Source organism: Micromonospora hortensis (genome assembly GCF_022230935.1).
Taxonomy (GTDB): Bacteria; Actinomycetota; Actinomycetes; order Mycobacteriales; family Micromonosporaceae; genus Micromonospora; species Micromonospora hortensis.
In genome coordinates this window covers 276,539-302,110 of the sequence record NZ_JAKKFE010000023.1, presented here as the reverse complement: position 1 = coordinate 302,110, position 25,572 = coordinate 276,539, and the positions used below count along the sequence as shown (strand labels likewise).

The 25,572-nt window shown below is 67.6% G+C and carries 18 protein-coding genes; 6 read left to right on the top strand and 12 right to left on the bottom strand.

Annotated elements, in window-relative coordinates:
• Positions 1–96: 96 nt before the first annotated feature.
• The gene (locus tag NIE111_RS17525; protein ID WP_238685413.1) at positions 97–1,287 is read left to right on the top strand and encodes an alanine and proline-rich secreted protein Apa; all 1,191 of its coding nucleotides are present in this window, start codon (positions 97–99) and stop codon (positions 1,285–1,287) included.
• A 166-nt stretch (positions 1,288–1,453) separates the two neighbouring features.
• On the opposite strand, the gene NIE111_RS17520 is transcribed toward NIE111_RS17525, so the two are convergent.
• Both NIE111_RS17520 and NIE111_RS17515 read right to left on the bottom strand, forming a co-directional pair.
• On the bottom strand, positions 1,454–2,536 hold the full coding sequence (locus NIE111_RS17520) for an NAD-dependent epimerase/dehydratase family protein (protein WP_238685412.1): 1,083 nt from the start codon (positions 2,534–2,536) through the stop codon (positions 1,454–1,456).
• A gap of 147 nt (positions 2,537–2,683) precedes the next feature.
• Positions 2,684–2,986 (bottom strand): hypothetical protein, encoded by a 303-nt coding sequence (locus NIE111_RS17515; protein WP_112624649.1) that lies wholly within the window; start codon positions 2,984–2,986, stop codon positions 2,684–2,686.
• Between the two features lie 703 nt (positions 2,987–3,689).
• Here NIE111_RS17515 and NIE111_RS32285 point away from each other — a divergent pair.
• Positions 3,690–3,896, top strand: a complete 207-nt coding sequence (locus NIE111_RS32285) for a DUF5954 family protein (RefSeq protein ID WP_238685411.1) — start codon at positions 3,690–3,692, stop codon at positions 3,894–3,896.
• A 28-nt stretch (positions 3,897–3,924) separates the two neighbouring features.
• On the opposite strand, the gene NIE111_RS17505 is transcribed toward NIE111_RS32285, so the two are convergent.
• Entirely contained in the window at positions 3,925–4,797 is an 873-nt protein-coding gene (locus NIE111_RS17505) for a restriction endonuclease (RefSeq protein WP_238685410.1), read from the bottom strand.
• A gap of 382 nt (positions 4,798–5,179) precedes the next feature.
• On the opposite strand from NIE111_RS17505, the gene NIE111_RS17500 reads away from it, so the two are divergent.
• Genes NIE111_RS17500 through NIE111_RS17490 form a run of 3 tightly spaced genes read left to right on the top strand, consistent with a single transcriptional unit; the run spans position 5,180 to position 10,411 of the window.
• On the top strand, positions 5,180–6,616 hold the full coding sequence (locus NIE111_RS17500) for an ATP-binding protein (RefSeq protein WP_238685409.1): 1,437 nt from the start codon (positions 5,180–5,182) through the stop codon (positions 6,614–6,616).
• Positions 6,600–9,371: a Z1 domain-containing protein gene (locus NIE111_RS32280; RefSeq protein ID WP_238685408.1), complete on the top strand. Its 2,772-nt coding sequence runs from the start codon at positions 6,600–6,602 to the stop codon at positions 9,369–9,371. Before NIE111_RS17500 ends, NIE111_RS32280 begins: the two co-directional genes overlap by 17 nt.
• A complete protein-coding gene (locus NIE111_RS17490) occupies positions 9,368–10,411 on the top strand; it encodes a PD-(D/E)XK motif protein (RefSeq protein ID WP_238685407.1) in 1,044 nt (347 codons plus the stop codon). The genes NIE111_RS32280 and NIE111_RS17490 overlap by 4 nt, the downstream gene beginning before the upstream one ends.
• Before the next feature lie 49 nt (positions 10,412–10,460).
• Here NIE111_RS17490 and NIE111_RS17485 read toward each other — a convergent pair whose 3' ends face one another.
• From NIE111_RS17485 to NIE111_RS17465, 5 genes are all read right to left on the bottom strand, one after another.
• Entirely contained in the window at positions 10,461–11,405 is a 945-nt protein-coding gene (locus NIE111_RS17485; protein WP_238685406.1) for a DUF4268 domain-containing protein, read from the bottom strand.
• A gap of 61 nt (positions 11,406–11,466) precedes the next feature.
• Positions 11,467–14,370 carry a Z1 domain-containing protein gene (locus NIE111_RS17480; RefSeq protein ID WP_238685405.1) on the bottom strand — a complete coding sequence of 968 codons (2,904 nt, stop codon included), beginning with the start codon at positions 14,368–14,370 and terminating at the stop codon, positions 11,467–11,469.
• The gene (locus NIE111_RS17475; protein WP_238685404.1) at positions 14,367–15,356 is read right to left on the bottom strand and encodes a PD-(D/E)XK motif protein; all 990 of its coding nucleotides are present in this window, start codon (positions 15,354–15,356) and stop codon (positions 14,367–14,369) included. Before NIE111_RS17475 ends, NIE111_RS17480 begins: the two co-directional genes overlap by 4 nt.
• Positions 15,353–16,867, bottom strand: coding sequence for an ATP-binding protein (locus NIE111_RS17470; RefSeq protein ID WP_238685403.1), 1,515 nt, complete (start codon positions 16,865–16,867; stop codon positions 15,353–15,355). The genes NIE111_RS17475 and NIE111_RS17470 overlap by 4 nt, the downstream gene beginning before the upstream one ends.
• 42 nt (positions 16,868–16,909) lie before the next feature.
• Positions 16,910–18,895: an AIPR family protein gene (locus tag NIE111_RS17465; RefSeq protein ID WP_238685402.1), complete on the bottom strand. Its 1,986-nt coding sequence runs from the start codon at positions 18,893–18,895 to the stop codon at positions 16,910–16,912.
• A gap of 381 nt (positions 18,896–19,276) precedes the next feature.
• On the opposite strand from NIE111_RS17465, the gene NIE111_RS17460 reads away from it, so the two are divergent.
• Complete coding sequence (locus tag NIE111_RS17460) at positions 19,277–21,235, top strand: DNA cytosine methyltransferase (protein WP_238685401.1); 1,959 nt, start codon at positions 19,277–19,279, stop codon at positions 21,233–21,235.
• Here the strand turns inward: NIE111_RS17460 and NIE111_RS17455 are convergent.
• The 4 genes from NIE111_RS17455 to NIE111_RS17440 form a co-directional block, all read right to left on the bottom strand.
• Positions 21,225–22,541: an ATP-binding protein gene (locus NIE111_RS17455; protein ID WP_238685400.1), complete on the bottom strand. Its 1,317-nt coding sequence runs from the start codon at positions 22,539–22,541 to the stop codon at positions 21,225–21,227. The genes NIE111_RS17460 and NIE111_RS17455 overlap by 11 nt on opposite strands.
• 387 nt (positions 22,542–22,928) lie before the next feature.
• Positions 22,929–23,459 (bottom strand): very short patch repair endonuclease, encoded by a 531-nt coding sequence (locus tag NIE111_RS17450; protein ID WP_274531269.1) that lies wholly within the window; start codon positions 23,457–23,459, stop codon positions 22,929–22,931.
• A gap of 371 nt (positions 23,460–23,830) precedes the next feature.
• Positions 23,831–24,880 carry a GlsB/YeaQ/YmgE family stress response membrane protein gene (locus NIE111_RS17445; protein WP_238685398.1) on the bottom strand — a complete coding sequence of 350 codons (1,050 nt, stop codon included), beginning with the start codon at positions 24,878–24,880 and terminating at the stop codon, positions 23,831–23,833.
• Positions 24,877–25,296 (bottom strand): PadR family transcriptional regulator, encoded by a 420-nt coding sequence (locus tag NIE111_RS17440; RefSeq protein WP_238685397.1) that lies wholly within the window; start codon positions 25,294–25,296, stop codon positions 24,877–24,879. Before NIE111_RS17440 ends, NIE111_RS17445 begins: the two co-directional genes overlap by 4 nt.
• Positions 25,297–25,572: the final 276 nt, after the last annotated feature.

The following is a 25,572-nucleotide window of genomic DNA, read 5'->3' as shown; positions in this document are numbered from 1 at the left end:
GGGCGGCAGCCGGCGGGCGGCGGGCGTGGCTTAGCGGTGCATTAAGCCGGCTCGGCGGATTCGTCGCGACGCCGTCGCGGCTCCTAGCATCACGGGGTGCGCTTGACGTCGCTTGCCGCTCTCCTCGTCCTCGGTGTCGCCACCGCCACCCTGCCCGCCTGCGCGTCCAACGACCCGGCCCCCGCCTTCGAGGCCGGCTCGACCGCCTCACCGACGGCGCTGCCCACCGGCGGTCAGAGCGACGCGCCGGGTGCGCGGGACGGCCTCGGCGGCCCGGGGGCCAGCGCCAGCCCGAAGCCCGCCAACAAGGTGCTCGCCGCCGGCAACCCGAACGGCACTGCCACAGTGCCGGCCGAGGCGCGGGCGGCGGACACCTCGAAGCCGACCCGGACCATCGGCTCCGGCACCCCGGCGAGTTGCACCTCCGCGGCGGTCGTGAAGGCCGTCGCGGCCGGCGGTGTCATCACCTTCAACTGTGGACCGGCCCCGGTGACGATCAAGATGGCCGCCACCGCGAAGGTCCGCAACGCCAACGGGCCGAAGATCGTGCTGGACGGCGGCGGCACTGTCACCTTGAGCGGCCAGGGGCGGCGCCGCATCCTCTACATGAACACCTGCGACGAGGCCCAGGGCTTCACCACCTCGCACTGCCAGAACCAGGATCACCCGCAACTCACAGTGCAGAACCTGACCTTCGCCGACGGCAACTCCACAGGCGAGAAGGCCGAGGGCGGCGGCGGTGGGGCGATCTTCGTACGGGGCGGGCGGCTGAAGGTGGTCAACTCGCGCTTCGTCCGCAACCGTTGCGACCGCACCGGCCCCGACCTGGGTGGCGCGGCCGTCCGGGTGCTGAGCCAGTACGAGAACAAGCCGGTGTACGTGGTGGGCAGCACCTTCGACGGCGGTTCCTGCTCCAACGGAGGGGCGCTGAGCAGCATCGGCGTGTCGTGGGTGGTGTTGAACAGCCTGCTCAGGAACAACGAGGCGATCGGCAGCGGCGCCAACCCGGCCAAGTCCGGTACGCCCGGCGGCGGCAGCGGCGGCGCGATCTACTGCGACGGCAACGAGTTCACCGTACGGATCGCCGGCACGATCATCGAGAACAACACTGCCAACGAGGGTGGCGGGGCGGTCTTCTTCGTGAGCAACAACCGCACCGGCACGATGAAGATCGAAAACTCGACCCTGCGCCGCAACCCCAGCGCCACGTTCGAGACCCGCGGCTTCCCCGGCATCTTCTTCCTGGGCGCCCGCAACCCCACGCTCACCAACTCCAAGCTCTCCTAACCCGCGCCCTGCCGCACGCCGACCCCCGCGCCCCCGCGCCCCCGCGCCCGATGCCCGCGCCCGACCCCCGCGCCCGCGCCCGACGCCCGCGCCGGTGATCAAGAGGTTTCGGTCATCGGGGCGGCGTTTTCTGACCGAAAGCTCTTGATCAACAAGCTGGGTGGGGTCAGTAGGGGTTTCCTTCGCCTGGGGGGCGGGCGCGGAGGAGGGCGGCGGGGCGGCCGGGCAGGTCGCGTGCGCCGGACATCGGCGGGCTCGGCGTGTGGTCGCCGTCGGCCATCCCGGCGAAGAGTTCCTTGAGCGCCGTCAGCGCACTGATCTTCGGCTGCCAACCCAATTCGGTCTCCGCACGCTCACTGGACATCAGCGGCGCGTTCAGACCCAGCTCCACCCAGCCCACGTCGACCGGTTGCAGCCGCGCCCGCCAGGTCAGCGCCGCCGCCGCCCGCAGCACCGGCGCGGCGACCGGCACCGTCCAACCGTGGAAGTGCCGGGCCACCAGCTCCGGAGTGAGCACCGGGTCCGCGGCGACATTGAAGGCACCGCGCGCATCACCCAACACCGCCCGGGCGTACGCGTCAGCCACGTCATCGGCGTGCACCGCCTGCATCCGCAACCGGCGGTTCGTCGGCACCAGCGGGATCCGGCCGAAGCGCAGCAGCCGCACCGGCGCCAACGGGCCGAGGAAGTAACGGGTGATCTCGGCACCGGCAGCCCGCTGGAAGATCAACCCGGGTCGCATCCGCACCACCCGCAGCGCAGGTTGATCCCGTTCGACGCCATCCAGCAGCGCCTCCACCTCCGCCTTGTGCTCGCTGTACGACGAACCGGGCACACCGGTGGCCGGCCACCGCTCACTGATCGGGTGATCCTTCGGGCCGGGCGCGTAGGTGCCGACCGACGAGGCGTACACCAGAGCCGGAACACCGGCCTGGACCACCGCGTTGATCACCGCCCGGCTGCCCTCGACGTTGGTCCGGCGCAGCACCCGCTGGTCGTGGCTGGGCTGGATCTGCCAGGCCAGGTGCACCACCGCGTCCGCACCCGCGAACACCTCGGCGAGCTGCCCGACCGCGCCCGGCGCGCCGATGTCGCAGGAGTGCCACTCCACCTGGTCGTACGGCTCGCCGGCATCCGGGCCGGGCAACCGTCGAACGACCCCGGCCAGCTCCACGCCCCGCTCCCGGCGCAGCCGCCGCAGCACCGCCGTACCGACGTTGCCGCTCGCCCCCACCACCACGATCCGCATGACCGACCCCGTACCCGCCCAGCAGCAGCTCAACCACCCACCAGCGCGGCGACCGCCGCCGCCGCGCGCGGCTTGGTCCACTCGACTTCCTGAAAGTCGCGGCATCCGCGCGCGCAGGACACCCCGACTTCCGGGATCCCGAGTCGATCAAGGTCGAGGTGACTCCCGTACCCAGCCGTGCTTCTCCTTGCCCCGCCTACCAGCGGTGGCGGCCAGGCAGCGCGGGCAGATCCAGCCCACCGCATCCGCCTCGGTGAGCACGTCGGTACCCGAGTAGTCGAAAGGTACGTGCGGGAAGCGACGCAGTCGGGTACGGCTCAGCGCCAGGCCACAGACCGTCTGGTTCTGGCCGGGCAACCAGGCGTGCACCTCGCCACCCGGCTGGCGTACGCCGTCACGCCCGACCTCCTCCCCGGAGGCCGCCACGGCAGGCAATCGGCTCGATCCCATGCCGGTCCTGGTTCCCCACCGACCCACACCCATGCGCCGCCGAACGAGGTCGCTCGATTCACCCCAGCTCACCGACCCAGCGCCCCGGACCCTCGGCCGGGGGCGCCCCGACAGGTGATGATCAACTGCGGCGGACAGCCGTCCAGCCGCAGCCATCGACGGCCGGCCGGAAGCCGAGAGCCGTCGACGCTCACCGTCGGGTAACCTGAGCGCGCGGGCCGCTAGCTCAATGGCAGAGCTGTGGACTTTTAATCCATAGGCGTCAAGGCATCCCATCTTCGCCTATCGACGTCACAAGCCGGTTCACCTGCGCCGCTTCGCCCACTAACGCGATGGCATGCGTCCTACACAGGGACGCGGGTGGCTCGCGGGGTGCTCGACCGTGCATAGGCGGTTGGGCGGCGGGCGTCTGCTTAGGTGGGCCGTGCGGACCGCCGGCAGGGACGAGCGCTTGGCGTCTCCTTCAACCCGGGCGGGCCGACAGCCGGATGTCGGTTCTGGCGATGCAGGCTGTCCCGTTACAGAATGCTGTGCCGAAGAGTGGCGACGAACAGCGGCAGGTGGCGTGATCCGGGTTCCAGCGGCGACACGAATCGATCAGCGCGGTGACCGAGGACGACGCCCCGACGCGCGGCGGCGTACTCGAGGTTGCGAGCCGGGGCGCGCCGCTGTTGGGTCACGCGGTGGACCTCGGCGGCGGACTGTGAAAGTCCCCGCCTTCATCGACAACACGCCACAGCAGGCTCGGGACACCCTGGCCCGCCGGCTGCGCGAACCGCTTGCCGAGGCCACCGATGCGAAATTCGCGGCTGAGCTGACCGAGTGGAGGACGATAGTGGACTCAGAGAAGGCCGACGAGGTCATTGCAGCCGGCCGCCACTGGAGGATGAACGCCGGCATGAGGTCCTGACGCCCGGCCCCGTCAGGGTTCTCGAACGTCACAAGTCAGCGAAGAAGTCCTTCTCGACGGTCACGTCCTCTACGACGCGCGTGGCCGTCCGTACGCCCAGCTCATACTCCTTCAGCAGATCGCATAGGCGCCGCCCGTCGATCAGGTCTACCGGCGGGGCGCCGTCACGAGTCGCCTCGGCCTTCGCCTCCGCCGTGAAGGTTCCGGTGGTGATCAGCAGGCCCTTGTCTCCTCGGCCCGCCATAGCACCACGAAAATCCCGGACAGCACCGGATCCAACGCTGCCTCGATACCGCTTGGACTGAAAGAAGACCGGAAACGACACGAGTGACATGCGGTATATTCCCAGCCCATCGATGCCGCCGTCACCCGTTCGTCCTGTCACCGTCGCACTGATGAAGCCTGCCTCGCGCAGCAGACGCTGGGCCAGCCGCTCGAACGCATCTGGAGGCACGGACATCAGGACGTCTAGCAACTGTTCCCGCCAGTCCTGCTCGTCGTCTATCTGCTGCTCATCGCTGCCTGTCACTTCTTGGGCCTGCTGCGCGTTGCGCTTGGCTCGCTGTTCATCGCGGAGCTGGGCGACGACCTGAGCGCGAAGACGAGGTATGTCGTCTCGCTGAACCAAACGGCCCCGCTCGGTCAGCGCCCAGACCCCACGGCGGCTGTTGACCAAGAGGTTCATGCGCTTCAAGTAGGTGCGAGCCCAAGCTAGCCGATACTCAATCTCCGTTCGGGGCCCATCCCCGTGAAGAACCTGCTGCTGTTCCTCCGTGAAGTCTTGGCGCTCAAGCACTGCCTCGACAATCTCATCGATGGAGCCGGAACCCCCTAGGGCTTGGACTGCCTCGATCGTCGGCCACAGCAGTTGGGAGTAGTCCGGTACCAATGCGCGTGCCATGCACCAAGTCTGCCGTATGACCGGAGCCCAGACGTTACTGCCGATTCCCGAATTCCACGGATGGTGTGGCGGGGCTGCCGCCCGGGAGCCCGTAAGCAGCAGCCAGACCAACCGTGGGGTTCCCAAGGTCGGAAACACGACAGCCCGCAGTGCAGCCGCACGACTCCGACGACCTACGACCATGAACATGCCGGACTGGCAGGCGCGCGAGGGGCGACAGGCCGCGGACGGGGTCCGCTGCCGAGTCGGGCCACGTGTCGTAACGCGTCTCTATACTGACCGGCGTCGAAGACCGAGGTGATCGAAGTTTCGGCGATCCCCCGCGGCCAACACCTGGCAGAGCTGCGGGTGCCCGAGAAGTCGGTGCATGAGGGGGCAACGGATGAGGCGCGAAGAGATCATTCCGAGTGCGGCGAGGTTGACGAACTCGCTTCGTGACCTCGGATACGACTTCTCGAACGCGATCGCGGACCTGATCGACAACAGTGTCACCGCGGGCGCCGGCAAGGTCGGGATCACCTTCCACTTCGACGGCCCTGAATCCTGGATCCGGATCGTGGACGACGGTAGCGGCATGACCGGCGCGAGCGTGTCCGAGGCCATGCGGCTGGGAACCGCACAGGACTACGGCGAGGGTGACCTCGGCAAGTTCGGCCTCGGTCTCAAGACAGCGAGCCTGTCCCAGTGTCGGCGTATCAGCGTGGCCAGCCGTACCGATCCGAACCGCCGCACGATCGAGGTGCGGCGGCTCGATCTCGACCACGTGACGGCGACCGACCGTTGGGAGATTCTGCACCTCACCGGCGCCGAGCGGCCGGAGCCGCTGATCGCGCCGCTCAGGGAGTCGACGGGGACCGTGGTGATGTGGGAGGACCTAGACCGCATACTCAGTTTTCGTGACCCATGGGGAGGGTGGGCGCAGAAGTATCTGATGGCCCTTGCCGAACAGCTCGACCGTCATCTCGGGATGGTCTTCGGGCGCTTCATCTCCGGCCTGGCTCGGCGGCGTAAGAAGCTCCACATCACTATCAACGGAACGCCGGTCGAGGCGTGGGATCCGTTCGTCCGAGCGGAACCCCGGGTCGAGTCGCTTCCGGTGGGGGAGTTCCCGGTGGCAGGCGGACTGGTGAGGTTCAGTCCATTTGTCGTTCCGGCACAGCGTGAGTTCAGTAGCGATGCCGCGTGGCGGCGGGCCAGCGGCCCACAGAACTGGAACCGCCAGCAGGGCTTCTACGTCTACCGCGCCGACCGCATGATCCAGTCCGGTGGATGGTCACGGATGCGCACACAGGACGAACACACGAAACTGGCACGCGCGTCCCTGGAGTTCTGGCCAGACCTGGACGACGCCTTCGAGATCAACATCTCGAAGATGCGGGTACGACTGCCGGAGGAACTCAGAGAACAGCTGAACCGGCCTGTCGCCGATCTGCTCAAGCGGGCGCAGGAACGCTACCGCGGCGGCGACAAGAAAAAGTCCCCGCGCCCTCGGCCGCCCTCGGAACCCCCACCCCCGTCACCGTCCCCCAACGGTGGTGCAACCCCGCCCTCGGCAGGTGGGGAGCGGCGAGGTGCCGAGCCTGTGGGAAAGCCGTCCACGACCGGCACGCACGGGGGCGGCGGCAGTATCGGCAACGGCGTCGTGAGCCCGCCTGCGAGCAGGTCCGGCGGTCCGGGACCTCGCGTGTCGGCGCCACCGGCCGTGGCTACAGCCCTGCAACGGGCGGCCGAACGCGCCGGGCAGTCGGACGCGCTGGGTCTCATCCTCGACGAGCTGCGACGAGAAGACCCGGAGGTGGCCCGTGAGTTCGGCCTCTGAACCGGTGGACCAACACGCGCCGGAAACGTACCTGCGAGCCGTCCGCGCCGTCATGAGCACCGGGCTGACCCTGGAGCAGGCGTTGGCCGGCTTCGTGCCGGAGGAACTGCGGGACGAGGTCGCCCGGCGGTGGAACGCCGACCGTGTGACCCTCGAACCGGTTGCTGTGCTGTCCAGGGGCGGGCCGCGAGCGTGGTTCGACAGCTACGACCCTGCTGGCGGCTACTACTGGCCGCGGCTGCGAGAATGGCTGCTGGTCGAAAAGGGGCGCACCGAGAGCGCCATCGACGCGATCGACACGGCCACCGACAGAATTTTGTCGATGCTTGAAGACCCCCGGCCCGCCGGGCCCGGCGGCTTCCAGGTTCGGGGTCTGGTCGTCGGCTACGTGCAGAGCGGAAAGACCGCCAACTTCACCGCACTGATCGCTAAGGCGTACGACGCGGGCTATCGCATCGTCATCGTGCTCTCCGGAATCCACAATTCGCTACGTCGACAGACGCAGCTGCGGCTCGAGGACGAACTGGGCCTCGCCCCGGACGAGGTCGGCCGCCGAGGTGTCGGCGCTCCCGAGCAGGGGCGCCAGATCATCCGCATGACCGGCGCGGAGGTCTGGCAGGACTTCCATCCCGGCACGGCCGACGCCAGTCTCCTGCAGGGCAACGTTCCCCTGATCTTCGTGATCAAGAAGAACGCGAGTGTGCTGCGTCGCCTGGTTGGCTGGCTCGAGGAGCGGCAACCGGTCAGCACACCCGTGCTCGTCATCGACGACGAGGCCGACCAGGCAAGCATCAACACCGGCGGAAACAGACAGCTCCTCGACGAGGTCGTCGACCTGGTCGCTGACGACGTCGACGCCGCCGCTGACGGCCTGGACCGGGTGTCGGACCACACCCAGGCAGAGGAGATCAACCCCTCGGTCATCAACGGGCTCGTTCGGCGGCTGCTGCACCGCCTCAGGCGCGCCAGCTACGTCGGATACACAGCCACCCCGTTCGCCAACGTCCTGATCAACCACGAGGCGATGGACCGGGAGGTCGCCGAGGACCTGTATCCGCGGGATTTCATCGCTTCGCTTCCCCCGCCCCACGGCTACTACGGACCGGAACGCCTCTTCGGCCGTGAGGCGCTGGCCGGTGAGGGCGGCGAGAACGTCCAGGGGATCGATGTTATCCGTCAGGTGCGCGACCACGAGGCCCGTCTGCTCACGCCAGCCCGGGGGGCGCCTGCGGTGAACGCCCTGCCGCAGAGTCTCGACCACGCACTCGCAGATTTCATACTCGCCACGGCCGCCCGCGACACCCGCACCGGCGGCTCACCGGCGTGCGCGATGCTTATCCACGGATCCCAGTACACCTACCAGCAGGACGCCATTGCGGCGCTGGTCCGCGAACGGCTGTCCGTGCTGCGGCAGCGTTGGCGCTACGACAACGAGCACGCCTCACCCGAGTTCCAACGCCGTTGGGAGGAGAGGTTCGTCCCCGTCACCGACGCCATCGCGCCGGACCGACGCGTCGAGTTCTCCGAGATCGAGCCGGCGGTCGCCCGTCTGTTCCGCGGAGAACTTCCCGTTCTCGTCCTTCACAACAGGTCAGCGGACGAGCTGGACTACGAGCGCAACCCCGACCTGCGGGCGGTGGTCGTCGGCGGCAACAAACTGTCGCGCGGTCTGACGATAGAGGGTCTCCTCGTCTCGTACTACGTCCGCAACGCCAACTATTTCGACACCCTGCTGCAGATGGGCCGGTGGTTCGGCTACCGCGAGGACTACGTCGACCTGACCCGGCTGTGGACCACCGCCGACCTCAACCAGCGCTTCCGGGACCTGGCAACCGCGGAGGAGGATCTCAGACGCGAGATCCGGCTGTACGAGGTACTCGGTAAGACCCCTCGCGACTTCGCCCCCCGGATCCGGGCCCACGAGACGATGCGCATCACCGCCCCGAACAGGATGGGCAGCGCACAGGAGATCAGTTACGACTTCTCGGGCACGTTGTTCCAGACCATCCTGTTCCGCCTCGACGACCGGGACTGGCTGCGGTACAACCTCGACACGACCCGCCGGTTCCTGAGCAGACTCGGCCCGCCCAACGCGACGGGCGCCGACGGCCTGCCCGCGTGGAGCGACGTGGACTGGCGCGATGTCGAGGAGTTCCTCGGCGACGCGGGGTACCGGACAGCGCCCGGCTCCCAACGCTCGAGTCTGGCCCTACGCGAGTACATCGCGACGCAGGCCAAGCACCGCGAACTCGTGCGGTGGAGGGTGGCCGTCCGCGGCCGGCAAAACATCGACAAGGACCTGGGCAGCGAGGACCTGCACATTCAGGGGTGTGGACCCGTGGCCTGTATCAGCCGCGCCCGCCACGGGCTCTCCGAAACCAGCATCGGCTCGCTCGTCAACCCGGTCAGCCGCGGCAACCCGGGTGCCGGCGACGAGGACATCGGCCTCGGCGACGAGGACCGCAAGTGGGCGGCGGAGGTCGCGGAGAACAGCGACGTTAGCTACCCAGTCGCGCTGCGCCACCGGCGGACGCCCACAGAGGGGTTGCTCCTGCTCTATCCGATCAGCGCCCACAGCAGGCCCAAGGAGTCAGCGTCGTCCGGCGATCTCAAGGGACCACCCAGGCAACCGCTGTTCGACAACCCCGACGAGCAGGGCGAGACAGTCATCGGGATGGCGATCAGCTTCCCGGCCTCGGAGAGCCCGGCAACCATCCGCTACGTCGTCGGGTCGCCCGGCCCGGTCACGGCATGACCGACGCCGACGAGCAGCGCCCGACTGATCCGGAGGCTCTGGAGATTCTGTGGCGCTCGCTGCCGACCCCGACCGGCCTGCAGTTGGAGGCGCAGCGCGTCGCAGACTGGCCCGGTGGACCGGTGCTGGCCGCGGTCGACGCCACCGGACGACGGCACCTGCTGATCCCTCTGCCTGCAACCACGGGCTTTCGCGCACCCCGACAGAGTCGAGGTCTGTACGCCGAGGTCCGCCAACTGAGGGTCCACCGGACGGACGAGAACGAAAGCACCTGGGTAGACCTCAGCTGCCCCGAGCCTGCCCTGCAGAGACTGTTCACGTCCTTCGCGCAGGAGGTTGTCAACGCGTTGTCCGCCAGTTCGTCGGCCGACCCAGCTGCCATCACGGACACGGCGGAGCGGTGGCGCAAGTTCTGGTCTGTTCCGGCCGAGGGCCTCGGCGTCGGCGCCCAACTCGGACTGATCGGCGAACTCTGGCTGCTCACCCGCTGGCTGCCGTCTCTCACCCGGTACGCGGTCCGGTCATGGCAGGGACCGTTGGGCGGAAGGCACGACTTCACCAGCACCCGACTGTCGGTCGAGGTGAAGACGAGCGGATCCTCGACCGGACCCACAGTCCACCGGATCGGCTCGCTCGATCAGCTGGCTCCGCCCGTGTCCGGCGTCCTGTACCTGATGTCGCTACGGCTGGCGGCCGATCCTCTGGGCGAGATCACTCTCGACGACCTGATCCGGAAGGCTCGCGCAACGGTCCGACACGACGATCTCCTCGCCGACGATTTCGACCAGCGCCTAGCCTCAGCCGGCTGGACACCGGCCGACCTGGGTAGGTACGACGGATCGTGGCGGCTGCTCCACCAGTCGCTCTACAAGGTTGGGGAGGGCTTCCCACGCTTGACGTCTGGGACGTTCCCCGCAGGCCTACCGACCGGGATCACCGATGTCGGGTACACGCTCGACACCACGGCCTGCGGCAACTGGCTCGTCACGGATGATCCACGAGCAACCACCGCGCTGTCAGCCCTCGCCTCCGTTCGGTGACCGGGGTGACCGGGCCTTCTGACGCCCCGGCCGGTCGCCGGTGTGCGGATCACCGTCCCATCGGGCTCAGCGACCCGAACACGTTCGTCATCGCTGTGCGCAGCCTGGTCTGGCACGCTATGAACCACTCGACATACTCCTGCCAGTCCTCGGTCAACCCGATCTGGCCAGCGCGGTAGTCCGCGATCCGGCACCCCTTCTTGCCGATGAGCGGATCGAACCGCAGAGGTCCGCCGTAGGTGCCCTCAATGGTCTCCCGCTTCGCCTCCGCGGCCGCGAAGCGGGCGTCGTTCACGGCAGGCTCGGGACTCTCGAAGAAGATCTCGCTGCATAGACCCGCTCGGCCGAACGAGCACCTGTAGGTGATCCCGGTAGTTCCAGACGGCAGGGCGAGCCAGTTCTGCACCAGCCCCTTGCCCGACCGCGTCCAGTCGAGTTGGCGACCGGACAGCTCGGCCAACATCTGCGTCCAGAACCTCTGGTACTCCTGGCCCTTCGACGAACCGCCCTCCGCTTGGGCCTTCGCCCTAACCGACTTGCCCCAGTCGTTTGGCTGGGCGACGAGCCGCAGTAGAGGAGCCGGCGGGGAAGTCGCGATGCGGACGACGCCGACCTCGACGCCGAAGAACCTCGTCGCCTCGTCGGTGCGGGTGTTGAGCCAGTCGAGGGCAGCACGGTGCTCCTCACGGAATCGCGTCGCGATCCAGACCACGTTTACCGCGTCAGTGCCGCCGGCGTATGTCAACAACTGGCCGAGATGGGTGTGGTCGGTCGGCGCGAGTTGGTTCTCGACGATCACCAACTCACCGGTTGCCTGGTCCACACCGATGAGGTCGAGGGCGAACGTGCCCACGGCATGCTCGGCAGCGGAAAGCTCGAGATCCATGCCCAGCACGTCGCCGAGGGTTCCGGCATTCGCCAACAGCCACGGTGTGAAGTCGTGGGCCTCGTGCGGCCAGACCTGCCGCGCGTCGACCATCTCCAGCTTTCCCAACTGGGGCCACCCCGTCGCCGCACCCTCCTCCTCCGAGGGCGTGCCCGCGCCTCGGCGCGTCTCAGCGTGCATCGACTACCAGCGCTCTCGGGTTCGCCCTGTCCAGGGTCACCCAGTGCATCAGTTTCCCGCCAGCGGGCGCGGCACTGAGGGGAGTGACTAAATGGAATCCGATGGTGATCTTCTCGGAGGAGATGACCTCATTCTGGTTGCCGTCAAGGTTGTCCCTCTCGACTGTCGGGTAGAGGATGATCGATCCGGTGGCCTCGCCCCTGAGCGCGTCGGCCCCTGGGTCCGGAATCGAGGTGTCGACTCCGGCGATTCTCGTGGCCGCGTTGCGGTGTCGATCCTCGCTAAAGACTCGGAACGAGGCGCCGGACGAGGTGCGTTGGCGCTCGAAGACGCTGAACGGCCCGTGCCCGGCGACGACGCGTCGGGTGGTGGACCTGGTCTGTTGGGGCACGAGCACGACCCACCGTGCGAGTTGGTCGGGACGCAGTTGGCGTAGCCACGCGAGTTCCGGTTGAAAGGTGTCGTCGGCCAGCCACTTGATGTTGCCGAGGACGGTCAGGAGTGCTGCGTGACTGACAACTGCCACTCCCGCCTCGTAGGTGGTCTTGGCTCCCGGGACTGCGAACCCGGTAGTCCGTTGGGTTGCGGCAGCGAGCAGTGGCTTCCACTGTTCGAGGTTGTGCTTGATCTTTGTCGTGGACGTCGGGAAGGCCACGGGTTCCATGGGCTTGCCCGGTGAGCTCTTCATGATGAGCTTGGCGTTCCACATCTTGTTGCGACCGGTGGGTCGCAGGTCCGGGCGGTGTTGGGCGATCAGGGGTGGGATCTGTCGAGGGGTCAGCTGCGGCGTACCGTCGGCCGGGTCCGCGTACTGGCGCAGTTCGCGACGGAGGAAGTCCTCGTCGCGGCAGGCGGCCTCGAACATGTCGTGCAGGTCTGGGGTGGTGTAGAGGCGGACCAGGTCTCGGTAGCCGGGTCGGAAGCCGAACCAGCGGCCCATCTGCATGAGGGTGTCGACCTGAGCCGTGGCGCGCCGGTAGTAGGTGACGGTAAGCCCTTCGACGGTGAAACCACGAGCAAGCTTGTTGCCGCCGACGAGGATGCGCCAGATCTCCCGCTGGTCGAAGTCGAGGCTCTCCTGCTGCCTCTCAAGGTCGGTGTCGCTGTTCACGACGATGACCGGGCTGCCGTTACGGTCGGCGGGGCTAATGAGTCTGAGCGCCTCGCCGATGTCGTCGCGCAGGTCGTCGAAATCGGCCGGTGCAAGCAGTGTGGGTGCCTGCGCGCGAGATACGGGCAGGACGTCGGTGATGTACAGGTCCCGTAGTCGCGCCAAGCCGGTGGGCCGGTAGTAGCCGGCGGTGTTCCACAGGTGGCCGATCAACTCGGCTGTCTGCCGGTGGGAGTCTTTGCCCATTGCCTCGTGAACGAGCATGGTGTGGTGCCGGTAGGACGTTCCGTGCCGTTGTCGGTACAACTTGAGGGCACCGGTGAGGACGAACATGTCCACGGCGCGGCGCAGTTCGCCGTCGTCGGGTTCATCGGCGAGGTACCGGACGTGGGCCCGTTCCTTCGAGGTTTCGAGGGGACGCTGTTCGAGGGGTAGTTCGGCGTCGAAGTCGTGGAAGTCCTCTGCGCCCATGTAGCCAGCGGGACGCGGCAGGGAGATGAGGAAGTCGCGGGGGAAGATGTCCTCGACGTCGGAGGGGTCGATGAACACGTTGGCGTACGGGGTGGCGGTGTAGCCGACGTACTGGGCGCGGGGCATCATTCGCAGCAGTTGCCCGATGAGCCGGTTGATCGCGGTGCGTTTCTTGCTGTCCTCCTTCCATTTCTTCGGGCTGACGGTGTTGACCGACGCCTGGTCAGACTCGTCGTCGATGATGAGGACGGGCACCTCGCCGAGGCGCTCGCTGATGCGACCCAGGTCCGCCACCAGTGCTTCGAGGACTGAGGCGTTCTTCTTGGCGACAACGAGACGGGCGTCGCTGGTGTGAAGATTCGCTGGGTCAAAAAACTTCCGGTTACGCTCGCGTCCCCTGAACTCGAGGGCGGAGAAACCCATCTTGAGCCGCTTGTAGTCGCCGGCGTGGTTGCTCAGGCGGTGGACGTCGGGGTATCCGGCGTCGGAGGGTCGCCCCCCGTGTCGGACGAAGCGGTCGCCCTTCCAGTCGGGATCGTTCTGGTACTCGTGGACCTTCTGGTCGTGGGGGGAGATCTCCCGCTCGATGTTCTCCCGACCGCACAGTTCGATGTCGAGACGCCGCTGGGTCTGTGCGCGCAGCATGTTGGTGGTGCCGGTGAGGACGATGACGAGTCGGTACCCGGCATCAACGGCCTTGGCGACGACGCCGGTGAAGTTGGCGGTCTTGCCGCTCTGGACGTATCCAACGACCAAGCCCTTGGCCTGGTACGCAACGGGTCGAGTTGGGTCGGACAGACGCCGGACGACCTCCTCGGTGGCCCTGTCGAGGTCAGCGACAGCGTCGGGGTTGCGCCACTTGTCGAGCAGGTAACGGTGATAGTGCGCCCAGTAGAAGGTGCGCTCGGTGCGGCGTTCCGGGGTGCGCCACTCCTCCCAGTCGTCGGCGATGACGATGACCCCGTCTGCGACGGCGTAGGGGAACAGGTCGGCGATCAGGTCCGCCGTCGGTTCGTCGACGGCGAGCGCGGCGATCACCGCCGCGCGCCGTTCGGTGGTGTTGTGGCTGGTGCCCTCGGTCCAAGGGGCGCTGTTCTGCTCGTGGTCCCACCCGGCCAGGGTGTGCGCGATCTGCTGGCGTAGGGCATCCTCGGGGCCGGCGTCGCGTAGGTGGGTCAGAAACGCGGAGCCGTTGGCGATGTCGGGGGCATCAGCACCCAGCATGGCGGCCAGGGCGTGCAGACGCTTGGGGCCCGTGCGTTGCATGGCGGCGAGCGCCGCACTGTATGCGGTGGTGACGATGTCGCTCATGGCAGTTCCTGTTGTCCCCTCGCGAGTGCGTCGGTCAGGATTTGCGGCGTCTCATCGCCGCTGAGCCCGGTCAAGTCCAGCCGGTAGCGGACGTCGGTCACGCGGGTGCCGTCGACATCGGCCTGCGCCAGAAGCCTCGGCGTCAGGCGGGGAAACGCTTCGGTAACCGCGAATGCCTGAGGAGGGGTTCGTAGTCGCCAACGACGCTGGCAGGTGGCCGTGTACCGGTCACGCCAGCCCGAGGCCTGCAACAGGCCGTCGAATCCGGTGTGCCGGGTCGTGGTGAGCAGGAGGGCGCGGACTTTGTTGATGAGTTCCGGAAGGGAGCAACCGCCGCTGCCCGCTGCGGTGATCTGCAGGGACACCAGCCAGAGCGGCCGGTCGCCGGTCGCGACCATCTGGGTCAGCGAGGAGATCCAGTGCGCTCGCCGCTCAGACGTCGTGGTCTTGACCTCAACGTCGTGCTCGTCCAGCCCGAAGTCGTGTTCCTCGGCCTGTCCGCCGCGCCATGCCGTCAGTGCGACGTCCGGTCCGAGGGCGTGCACGAGGCCTGCAAGGAACAGCAGTTCTCCGACGAGTCCGGTCTCCTTCTCCTGCGACAGAACATCCTCCGTCTGCAGGAGGTGGCCCAAGCGACGCAGGGTCTCCGCGAGTGCAGCGGTCAATGTCTGCTGGTCGAGCTGGACTCGATCGGCGACAGCGCACAGCAGCGGGTAGGCGTCAACGAACAGCCGCGGGTCGGTGACGGCAATCTCGATCATGCGTTGTCCGTCGTGGTGGACGGTGTGTGCGGTGAGGTGTTCGAGGCCGGCTGGTGGAACCTCGTGGGGCGTTGCAGGTCCGCGTAGCCCGATGCGGGAGGTGTGAGGGTCGACGAAGAGCACGATCCGCGGCGATCCCGGTATGGGATGGTCGATCGGGGCCCGCGTGCGCAGGTAGGCGTTGAAGCTGTCGGTGCTCAGATGGCGGTCTGCTGCGCTGGTCACTGGCGGGCCTCGAAGGTCGACTTCTCCGCCTTCGCGGCCGCGGTCAGGATCTCCTGCCAGAGGTCGATGTTGTCCTTGTCGCGCGCACCAAAGTGTGAGCCCTCGAAGACGTTGCCGGCGAGAAGGAACAGTACGGCCTTCAGCACCGGTAAATCATTGCTGCCGCCGCGGCGTCCGCCGAGCAGGGCCTGCCGGTATGACCGGTTGAGCCACAGCGTCCTGGTCTCGCGGTCGAACTCGAGGAACGCGTCGGTGGGGAACCGCTTCCACTGGATGTTGACGGGGTCCTCGTGCAACAGGGGCAGCTCGTCGCGGATCTCGCGGGTGACCCTCGGGTGGAAACCCTTGCCGGGTGGTATCGCGGCACTGCGTCGCGCGGTCCTGCGCCGGTTCGCGGTGGCCCACGCCGCCTCGGCCGCCTGGAGGTAATCGGTGATCGTGGTTCCGTCGTCGGCTTGGGCGGTGGCGACAGCCGGGGCGAAGCGGGGTCCGGCAGATACCCGAGACTTCTCGGGGTTCATGACGAACATCCCCGCGGTGTCGCCGTCGATGTTGATTCGGACGCGGGCGAGCTGGAGTCGGGTGTCGGGCGCGTGAATGCCCTCCCACCCTCCGGCGTGCAGGAGCCGACCCCGGCGGTAGAAGTAGAGGCCCTGGCGCGTCACTGCCCCGCCGGGCAGTCGGTACTCGGGCGTGTTGGAGCGGCGCGACCAGATGTGGCAGTCAAGGACAACCTTCGCCCCGTCGATCGGCGCCCTGAGCTGTTTCGGCCAGCCGGGCAGGGTCTCGGGGTAGGCGAAGGGGTCGATCGGCACGACCGGGTGACGTACGCCGGCGCCGAGGTCGGCGTCCTCCACGTCGATGACGATCCGCACGCCGCGGTCGACGAGGATGCGGTGGAAGGTCAGGCCGAGATGCCCCTGCAGATGTGAGATCGTGCGACTCAGAAACTCGTCAACCTGCTCCGCGTCGTCCGTCGAGGGAAAACCATTGACGCTGTCCCACCGTACGACCGTGCCCGACGGGCCTGTTGGGAGCTGCCAGTCGCGGTCAATTTCGGCAGCGGCGAACGCCTCCGGAACAATGTCACAGTCAAAGGTCTGACGACCGGCGTCGAGCTGCCACCGTCTTCCGACCGGTTCCGATCCGGAGGCACGCGAGAGCACGCTGAGACTGGCTGCCTGACTGAACGATGCCGCCTTCAACCCGAGGCCGAAGTGGCCGAGGTCCTCGCCCGTGTAGCGGCGTTGGCCGCCGATGGTCATCGCGTCGTCGATGCTCTCGGATGCGATGCCGCGACCATTGTCGACGACGTAGAGGCCGACCAGGCGGGCGTTGCGTTGGACGAACCGGATGAGGATGTCGGTCGCGCCGGCGTCGATGGAGTTGTCCACCAGGTCGGCCAGGGCGGTCTCCAGCGAGTGGTTACGACCGAGGGCGTCCAAGGCTCGTGGATCGGGTGGTAGCTCCACCGATCCCTCGGTGGGAACCTCCTGGAACCAGACGGACATCTACCGCTCCCGATTCATTGACCGGCGGTGCCGGCGAAACCTTCAGAACCCGCTGACTGGACGAAACCCGTTACGTCGGCCGCGACGCATGGCCTCCAAAGCGGTGCCTACGTGCTTGCCGGCGGGGTCCCACCCCTGGTCGATGGCTTGGGCGATCTCTGCTGCGGACCTGCGGTGCTCGGCGTCGAGGTGCCCTGTGTCGGCGCCCCAGGCGGCGAGGTCAGCCCAGTCGGTCGCGGTGGTGCCCCTGATCAGGTCCATGTCGGGGCCGTAGGTGTCGATATCGACGAGTTCCGCCGCGAGCGGCGCCGGCGTGGTCCAGTCGAGATCCTGTACGGCGGTCCAGCACTCCGGCCTCTTGGTCCACTCACCGACGTTGGTGCGGCCCTCGGGCGGTGACGTGATGACCTTGTGCACGAGCAGGGAGAGGTCGGTGACGGCGTCCTGCAGGGCGGGCGTGAGGTCCTGCGTCCGCCAGATGCGGTCCAGGTCGACTCTTCCACCCGTCCCCTGGACCAGTTTCGCGACGGTGTAGGTGACGATGTTTGCCTTGTAGCCGCCGAAGTTCTGCCTTGCGACGAGCTTGTCGACCTTGCGGAAGAGGATCGCCTTGGCCACCAGGTGTCGGCAGTACTGCTTGTCCACGGCAGGGGGCTGCTCTTCGAGGCTCTGCGAGAACAAAGTGAAGTTCTTCTCCGCACCCAGGCTGACCAGATGTGGCTCCTTGGCCCAGGAATGTTCGAATTTGGCGAGGTCCGACTTGGTGAACTTCTGGGCGGGCGGGTTGGCTGCCTTGAACACCTTCTGCCGGGCAGGCGTGCCCTCACGGGTCAGGGCATTGGCGTACTGGCCTCGGGCGCGCTCGTAGAACCAGTGGGTGTCGTGGGGGTGTGAGGCACTGGGTGGCGCCCACAGGGTCCGCATGATGCGCTCGACGTCCACGTGGAACGCGCTGTTCGCCTTCAGATCCGAGGCGGTGACGCGATTCTGGGTGTTCGAGTAGGCCGAGATCTGCGGAACGATGTCGTCGAGGCGGTCCGGCGATACGACCGTCAGCTTCATCTGCACGTACGCCACGTCGACGTCCACCTTGTTGCGGTGGGCGTGGTGGATGGTCGCGGTGGTTTGCCCGCCATTGACGATCTGAAGATTGTGGATGCGACGGATGACCCGCTGCCCTGACGGGGCATCCTCGAAGTCCACCCTCGATGCGGTCGCCGCGATGCCGTTGTTGTAGGCGAGAAACCGCTCCGGGTTACCTCTGAGGGTGTCGAGGATTCCTCGGTTGACCGCCCCGCGCACTTGCAGGAACGAGCGGACGTTCAGCTCCAGGAGCCTGGCTCCGTGCGTCGAGTACAGGTCGGCGAGGCCGCGGGCCGGCACGATGGCGAGGAGGACCGAGTAGTCCTCGTCCGTACGCGGGGTGGCCAGGCAGGGCAGACCTGCGGGAAACTCCGCCACGATTGGCTCGGCTTTGTTCCCGGATGCCGACCAGTTCGCCAGCCGGCGCAGGTCCCACAACTCCCGGGTGACGTGCCGCCCCTCGAACAACATCGGCGGAACGCCATCGCGCGCGACGCTGCGTGCGTTGGTGACCAGCACCAGACGGACCGACTCGACCCTGCCGAACTTCTCCGCGACGGCTTCACACATTCCGGCCACCTCGGAGGACCGGTCCCGCCTTGCCATGCTGCCCCGCACGCAGCGAGACAGAAAGTTCTCCATACGCCGGAACGCCGCCTCGACGTCGGCACGCCCGATTTTGTGGTCGTCGTCGGCGCGGGGACTGTAGTAGGTAAGGAACAGGTCCAACGATCGGTCATCGGACGCGGCACCGTAACCGCTGACCTCGACACCGTGGTCTTTGAAGTGCACAGCCACGGCATCTTCGGTGTGCCCGTCGGCTGTCAGCTGGTCGAGCATCAGCTGGGTGAATGCCTCATGGAGGTCGCAGCCCTCGATTTCAGCCTGGGCCCTGACGTCCTCGATGAGGCCGTGCGCGTAGGCACCGACATCCGGTTCAGCCACGCGGGCCCCTGTGCCGCAGGACGCAGGCACAGCGCAGCGGGCCACACGTCCCGGGCGGACTCGTGAGGGGCATGCAGTTCTCCGGAGGATCGCTCGGCACGTGCGGTGACAGTACGCGCCGACTCGGTCGCTGATGGCACCAACTCTCCACGATAAGGACAGGACCGACAAGACCCGCTAAGCCGAGGCGCGGTCACCGCATCGGTCCTGTTCCGGATCGGCCGAACCAACCACCTCTGGAGCGATCGGAGGCCGAAGAATCTCGTGCGACCTCGTCAGGGTCGCCGAGCCCATGGCGACAACGCGGAGCGGCCGGACGCGCGGCGTCGGACCGCAGAGGTAACCTGCGCAGTGCGTTCTGACCGATCGGAGGTGACACGGGTGACGGACGATGCCGTCGAACGACCTCGGGCAGGCTACGGCGTCAAGCTCGTACGTGGCCCGTTCGTGCGCCTGGCACCACACCGTCAGGCATGCAAGGACGACGACGAGTTCCTCCGCTTCGCGGCGGCGTGCCGTGATCGCGGCGAGCGGCTGGCCGCGGACCTGTTCTGCGGTGCCGGGGGCCTGAGCCTGGGGCTGACCGAGGCGGGGTTCAAGGTGGTCCTGTCGGCCGACCGCGACCTCGAGTCCGTCGAGACGCACCGACACCACAACCCGGGCCTCACCCTCGACTGCGACCTCGGCGAATCGGCCAATGTCAGACGGATCGCCGCCTTGGTCAAGGAAGCGGGGATCGAGCTACTCGCCGGTGGTCCGCCGTGTCAGCCCTTCTCCCGGGCGGGCCGCTCACTGATCCGTCACCAAGTCCGCCACGGCCTTCGCCCAGCGCACGACGAACGCCGGGACCTCTGGCGTTCGTTCTTGGAAGTGATCCAGTTGGCCAGACCGGCTGCGGTGATCATGGAGAACGTCCCCGACATGGCACTCGACCGGGAGATGTTCATCCTCCGCACCATGGTCCACGAGTTGGAGTCCATCGGTTACGCGGTCGAGGAACGAGTTGTCGACACGCTGCGCTACGGCGTGCCGCAGTTCCGCCAGCGGCTGATCTTGGTTGCACTGCGAGACGGGGTCGCCTTCGACTGGCCGGAGGAGGTACCGGACCGGGTGTCGGTCTGGAACGCGATCAGCGACCTGCCCGAGGTCGAGGGCGGCTGGAGGCCCGAGGGTGGGGCGGACGGTTGGACGGACTACGCCGGTCCGACGTTTGCCTTTCAGAAGCACATGCGCAGGGGTGTCGCACCGTCGGACGCGGGCAAGGTCTTCGACCACATCACGCGACCCGTACGCGAGGATGACCTGCGCGCCTTCGACATGATGGACGCCGGCACCAGGTACTCGGACCTGCCGGAGGACGTCAAGCGCTACCGCGACGACATCTTCGACGACAAGTACAAGCGCCTGAGCGAGGACACCTACTCCCGCACCATCACCGCGCACATCGCCAAGGACGGCTACTGGTACATCCATCCCCGACAGGACCGCACGCTGACCGTGCGTGAGGCCGCTCGACTGCAGACCTTCCCCGACCGGTTCCGCTTCGCCGGCCCACCGTCGGCGGCGTTCCGCCAGATCGGCAACGCCGTACCCCCGGCGCTCGGCACCCAGCTCGGACGCGCCGTCATGACGGCGCTGGACGCCCTGAGGCCAGCCCCCTACCGCAGCCACGACATCGCCCAGGCCCTCGCCACCTGGTTCGACGGCCTAGGCGAGCCGACCCTTCCGTGGCTGCGTGCCCGGACGCGGTGGCAGGTAATCTCCGCCGAGATGCTCCTCGACCGGGCGGCACCCGAGCAGATCCGAATCCTCTGGTCACTGCTCGAACGATGGGAGCAGCCGCAGGACACCGTTGACGCCGGCGACGAACTTCTCGAGATCGGGCGGTGGGTCAACCGCGAGCACCGAGCCGAGCGGCTGCTCGAACTGGCGCGCACGCTCACGTCGCAACCGGACCTGCTCGACGACGATAAGATCCAAGGCCTCCGCGGGGTCGACGCCTCGGTAATCGACCTCGCCGTCCTCGCGATCCCGACCCGCGGCGAGGACGACGCGGAGGAGCCTGTGCTGATCACCAAGGGCACCCACCGCGTCGCCGCCCGCTTCACCGGCGAGCACGTCGAACGAAGCCACAGGATGACCGCTGGGCGTCTCGCCGTCGCCCGAATGATCGGTGATGACAAGAACGCACGGCGAGCGCACCTAGGCCTGATCGAGCTGGCTACCTCAGTCTGCCGTCCCACCGACCCCGCCTGTCCCCGCTGCCCGCTGATCGAAGCATGCAGCGAGGCTGCCAAACGGGGTAATCGGACCGCAGGGCAGCCGGTGGTCAGTCCCTGAAGCCGAGCGCGGCAGCGACGTCAGGGGCCTCGGCCCGCAACGTCTCACCGATGCGCTGCAGGGCCGCGTACTCGCCGGCACGCATTGCTGCGGCGCGCAGCGCCAAACCGACAACTGGCATGGGCGGCGCCGCCCCAGACGCCTCACCGCGAGACAAGGCGGCCAATTGCTCGGAGCCTGCCTTCGAGCCCTCGGCGGCACTGCGCGAGTTCTTGCGGTAGGCGTCGTCCGCACGCATACACAGCTCGTGAACGGGACGTTCGATCAGCTGACGCAGCTGCGGCGGCATCGCCACCCTGATCTTCGCCACGTTGATGTTGAACACCACGTCAAGGTCCGTGTCGAAGTCCAGTGCTACCCGCGCGAGCTTCGTGTGCTCGTCGATGCCCCGCATCCCGTTCCAGCCGCCCCACTGAACCAACCGCTGGGCGCGGTAGATGTATAGGCCCTGCTGACGGTTCCAGTTCAGCGGGCCCGACAGCCGCTCGAACTCCGCCTGGGACGTGAACTGATCGCGAGACGGCAGGACGTACCGCTGTAGTGCCACCGTGCCGGCGGCTTCACCGACTGTGACCTCGAAGCGCAGCGGAGGAAGCACCTCGCGGGCGGGCTCGTCTGGAGCAAACGGGTTCCACGGCCGGACCTTCTCGCCGTTGATCGTGATTACGAGACCACCGCCAACCTCACCCTCGAGGAAACGGTGAAAGACCGTACCCAAATGGTCTGCCGTCCTGCCTGCCAGCGCCTCCAGTCGGCGACGCGCCCAACCACCCTCAGGCTTACGTTCCGGCAGAACGCGGTCGAGACCGCGCCAGAGCACAGCAGTCCCTCCCGTGTCCGCCACCGCCTCGCGGGCTCGGGCGACCTGATCGTCGTCTGCCGGTTCGGCGATGACCCAGTCGTCCACCTCGGCGATCAGGTCAAGATCGATCATTCGCGAGACGGTGCGGGCCGTGGCCGCTCTCCTGCGGCTGACCACCGTCAGGGACCGGCACTGCGACAGAGAGGCAGTCTTCAACCCCAGCCCGTACCGACCAAGATCACCGCGACCGTAGTCGCGTCGGCTGCCGTAACGCATCGCTTCCAACAGACCGTTGGCACTCATACCCTCGCCGTCGTCGGCGATCATCACCCACGAGTCGGAACCATCGAACACGACGTCAATCTCGACCCGACTCGCGCCCGCAGCAACGCTGTTGTCCACCACGTCAGCCACAGCAGTCGGAAAGTCGTAACCGATGTCACGCAGCGAGTCGGTCAACCGCGCAGCAGACGGCGCCACGCTGTACAGGTTTCGCACGCTCACGACGCTTCCTCCGTTCGACAACGACGACGGGGACCAGGATGTCACACTCCTGCGCGACCCACCTCACGGGACGCACAGCGATGCGCCTGAAGCCCAACTTTTGACATGGAAGGCAGAGCGGTCGAGGGGTCGCCTGCGCGCGAACTGGGATGAGATTCCGGTGAACTCTGCCTGCCCTCGGCAGAGTGCGTCGAAGCTTCTCGATGCATGACGGCGCCTCCCCTCGACACGCGCGCCAGATTAGAACAGGGGTACGACCAGAGCGCTAAACTGGGACCAGTCGGACGGACCGCGGTGGATCTGACGATCAGCGAACCGGACCTCATCCGGCTTGCCACCCGTGGGTAGAACAGGTGTACAGCTTCCGGAACGCAGGAGGCAGCCCAGTCATCCAGCGGCGAGGTTCTGACTTGCGGCCGTCCGGGCGACCGGACTCGCGGGGGTGGTGTCCGCGCACGACGGGCCACGCACCTCGACAACAACCCGACGCGCCGGCTCTTCAACCCCTCGACGAACCTCGCACTCCCACACCCTGACCACTCGCCAACCGGCCTCGATCAACTCGTTGTCGACCCGCTGATCACGGGCCCTGTTCGTGGCGATCTTCGTCCTCCACCTCTCGGCGTTGGGACCACGAAATCGGGAGGGTCCGTGCTGCGGACATCCGTGCCAGAAGCACCCGTTTACAAACACCGCGACGCGCGGACCGGGGAACACGAGGTCCGGCCGGCAACGGTTGAACAGGGTCCGCCCAAGGCGAAATCGGAGACCCAGTGCGTGCACGGCGCGGCGCAACGCCATTTCGGGTGCGGTGTCTCGTGTACGCCGTCCTCGCAAATGAGATCCCTGGGCTGTGGCCACCCAGGCTCGAGAACCTTCCCGAGACGGCGGGGAGCCGCCGCCGTCGGCACTCGTCATCACAATCGCCTCCTCGGTATCTCCGTAGAGGGCCACCCGGCTCCACAGCCAGCTCTCACCCTGTTTGCCAGTACCCATTTGGGCTCGACCGACGTCGACGGAAGGCTCGGTTGCAGCTCACTTCGAGGGCACACCTGGCGATCCCCCTGCGGTCAAGGCCCTCGCCTGCAGGGGAGACGACGCTGCCTGGGCCCTGGCTCGCCGCCTATCCCAACATTGTCGCGGGCGCAGGTCGGCGGCCAGGTGGTTCTCGGCGCCGTCGCGCGGCGGTCCGGCTCTGGCCCGACGTTGAGGAGAACGACCGACCGATCGGGGCTAGGTCCTGCCGACACCGCCTGACCACATCCGAAGGTAGTCAGGTTGTGGGATGGTCAGGCCTCTGCTGTCGCCTCCGGGTGGTGTCCGCAGGTAGGGCAGGCATTGCCAAGGACCCATCGACGTACGGTCTGATGTCGGGCGGCCTGACCGGCGAGGGCCAATGCCAGCAGCGCCGCACCGGCGAGAAGGACCGACCCAGTCGTGGCAGCGAAGGCCGCCGGCGTGGGTCCGCCGCCGCTGGTACCCCAGAGCGCCTGGCTGAGCTGGTCGGTGCCGAGCAGGCCGGCCGGGGCGGCGAGCAGCAGGGCCGCCCAGAGGCCGCTGTCGTCGGCCCGCAGAACGCAGCCGAGCCCGACGAGTAGGACCAGTGCGAACATCAGCCCACCGGCCATCGCCAACAACTCGGGAGTCGAGCTGTACGAGGTGAACATGTTGCCGCCGTTCTCGGCGGCGCTAAATGCCACGGATGCGGCTGCTACACAACCGGCCGTGAGCAGCGGCAGGCTACGTGCTACCCAGCCGGGATGGGAGGGCAACGCGAGGGCGGCCAAGCCAAGCGCGACGGCGGGCAGCAGCACGAACAGCGGCGGCCGGGGTTGTCCGATGAGAGCTGCCACGAGTGGCACGGCGACAGTCAGCAGGAGACCACCGGCCGCGGCGGTGCGGGTCCAGGCACCAGGTAGCGCCGTGACGGTGAGGCCGACGACTAGCCAGCCCAGCCAGATGACAGCGCCGAGGGTCTGGAACGGACCAACCGAGTCCAGCCTGGCGAAGCGGGGGTCTTCGAACTCGACCTGCAGAAGCAGGAAGGTCGCGACCGCGACGAGGGTGTTCAGCGCGGCGGTCGCGGCCAGTGGCAGGGCGGCGGCCAGCCCGAGGGCGCCGTACCCGCGCAGTCTCTCCCGGAGCCCGGCACCGAGAAGGTCGAGGGCGTCGTGTGGGGAGGGCCAGCGCCGCCCCGGTCCGACCGTGTCGAGGTACGTTCCGACGATCTCGTCGCCTCGCTCGGCCTGGTAGTCACCCGGGTAGGCCCGCAGCAATCGCCGGTAGCAGGACTCCAGCGGTGACCCGGCCTGCTCCGGCGCAGGGTTGGGCTGGTTCATGCCAAGCCTCCGGTCGGTCGAAGGGTGGGGCGGGCGATCGCCCCCGGGAGGTTGACAGGGGCGCGTGAGGTGCCGCCGGCGGCGGTGCCTGCGGGCCGAATCCGTAGCCGCTGACTGGCGGCCTCGACGTTGCGGCGCAGTCGTTCGGTCTCCGCGGTGAGCACGGACCGGCCCGCTTCGGTGAGCCGGTAGTAGCGGCGCAGCCGTCCCTCGACGACCTCCTCGTGGTCCCGCTCGACCAGCCCTTCGTCGGTGAGGCGATCAAGCGCGCCGTAGAGGGTGCCGGGCCGCAGCGCCAGCCGACCGCCGGAGAGCGCGGCGACGTCGCTGATGATGCCGTAACCGTGCATGGGCTCCCGCGCAAGCGCGGTAAGAATCAGGAAGGTGGGCTCCCGCAGCGGCGTGGGTGTGGCCATGGCTTCAATATATCGGTGATGAAGCTATACCGGTGGCCAGGCGCTGAGAAACGCCGGCCCGGTCCTAGACAAGGGCAATCGCTGGCGGATCTTGCCGGTCAGGCCGGGTGTCGTCCTATGCGGCCGTCGGCGCCGACAAGGATGGCCGAGGAGATCGCTGCGGGTGCCTGTCCGCCGCCGACTCTGCCGGCGAAGTGGTGAACCAGCCACGAAACGGCAGCGACCTGGAGGCTGACACGGTCGCTCGGCCGTGCGGTCGCCGGGTTGTGGACGAGG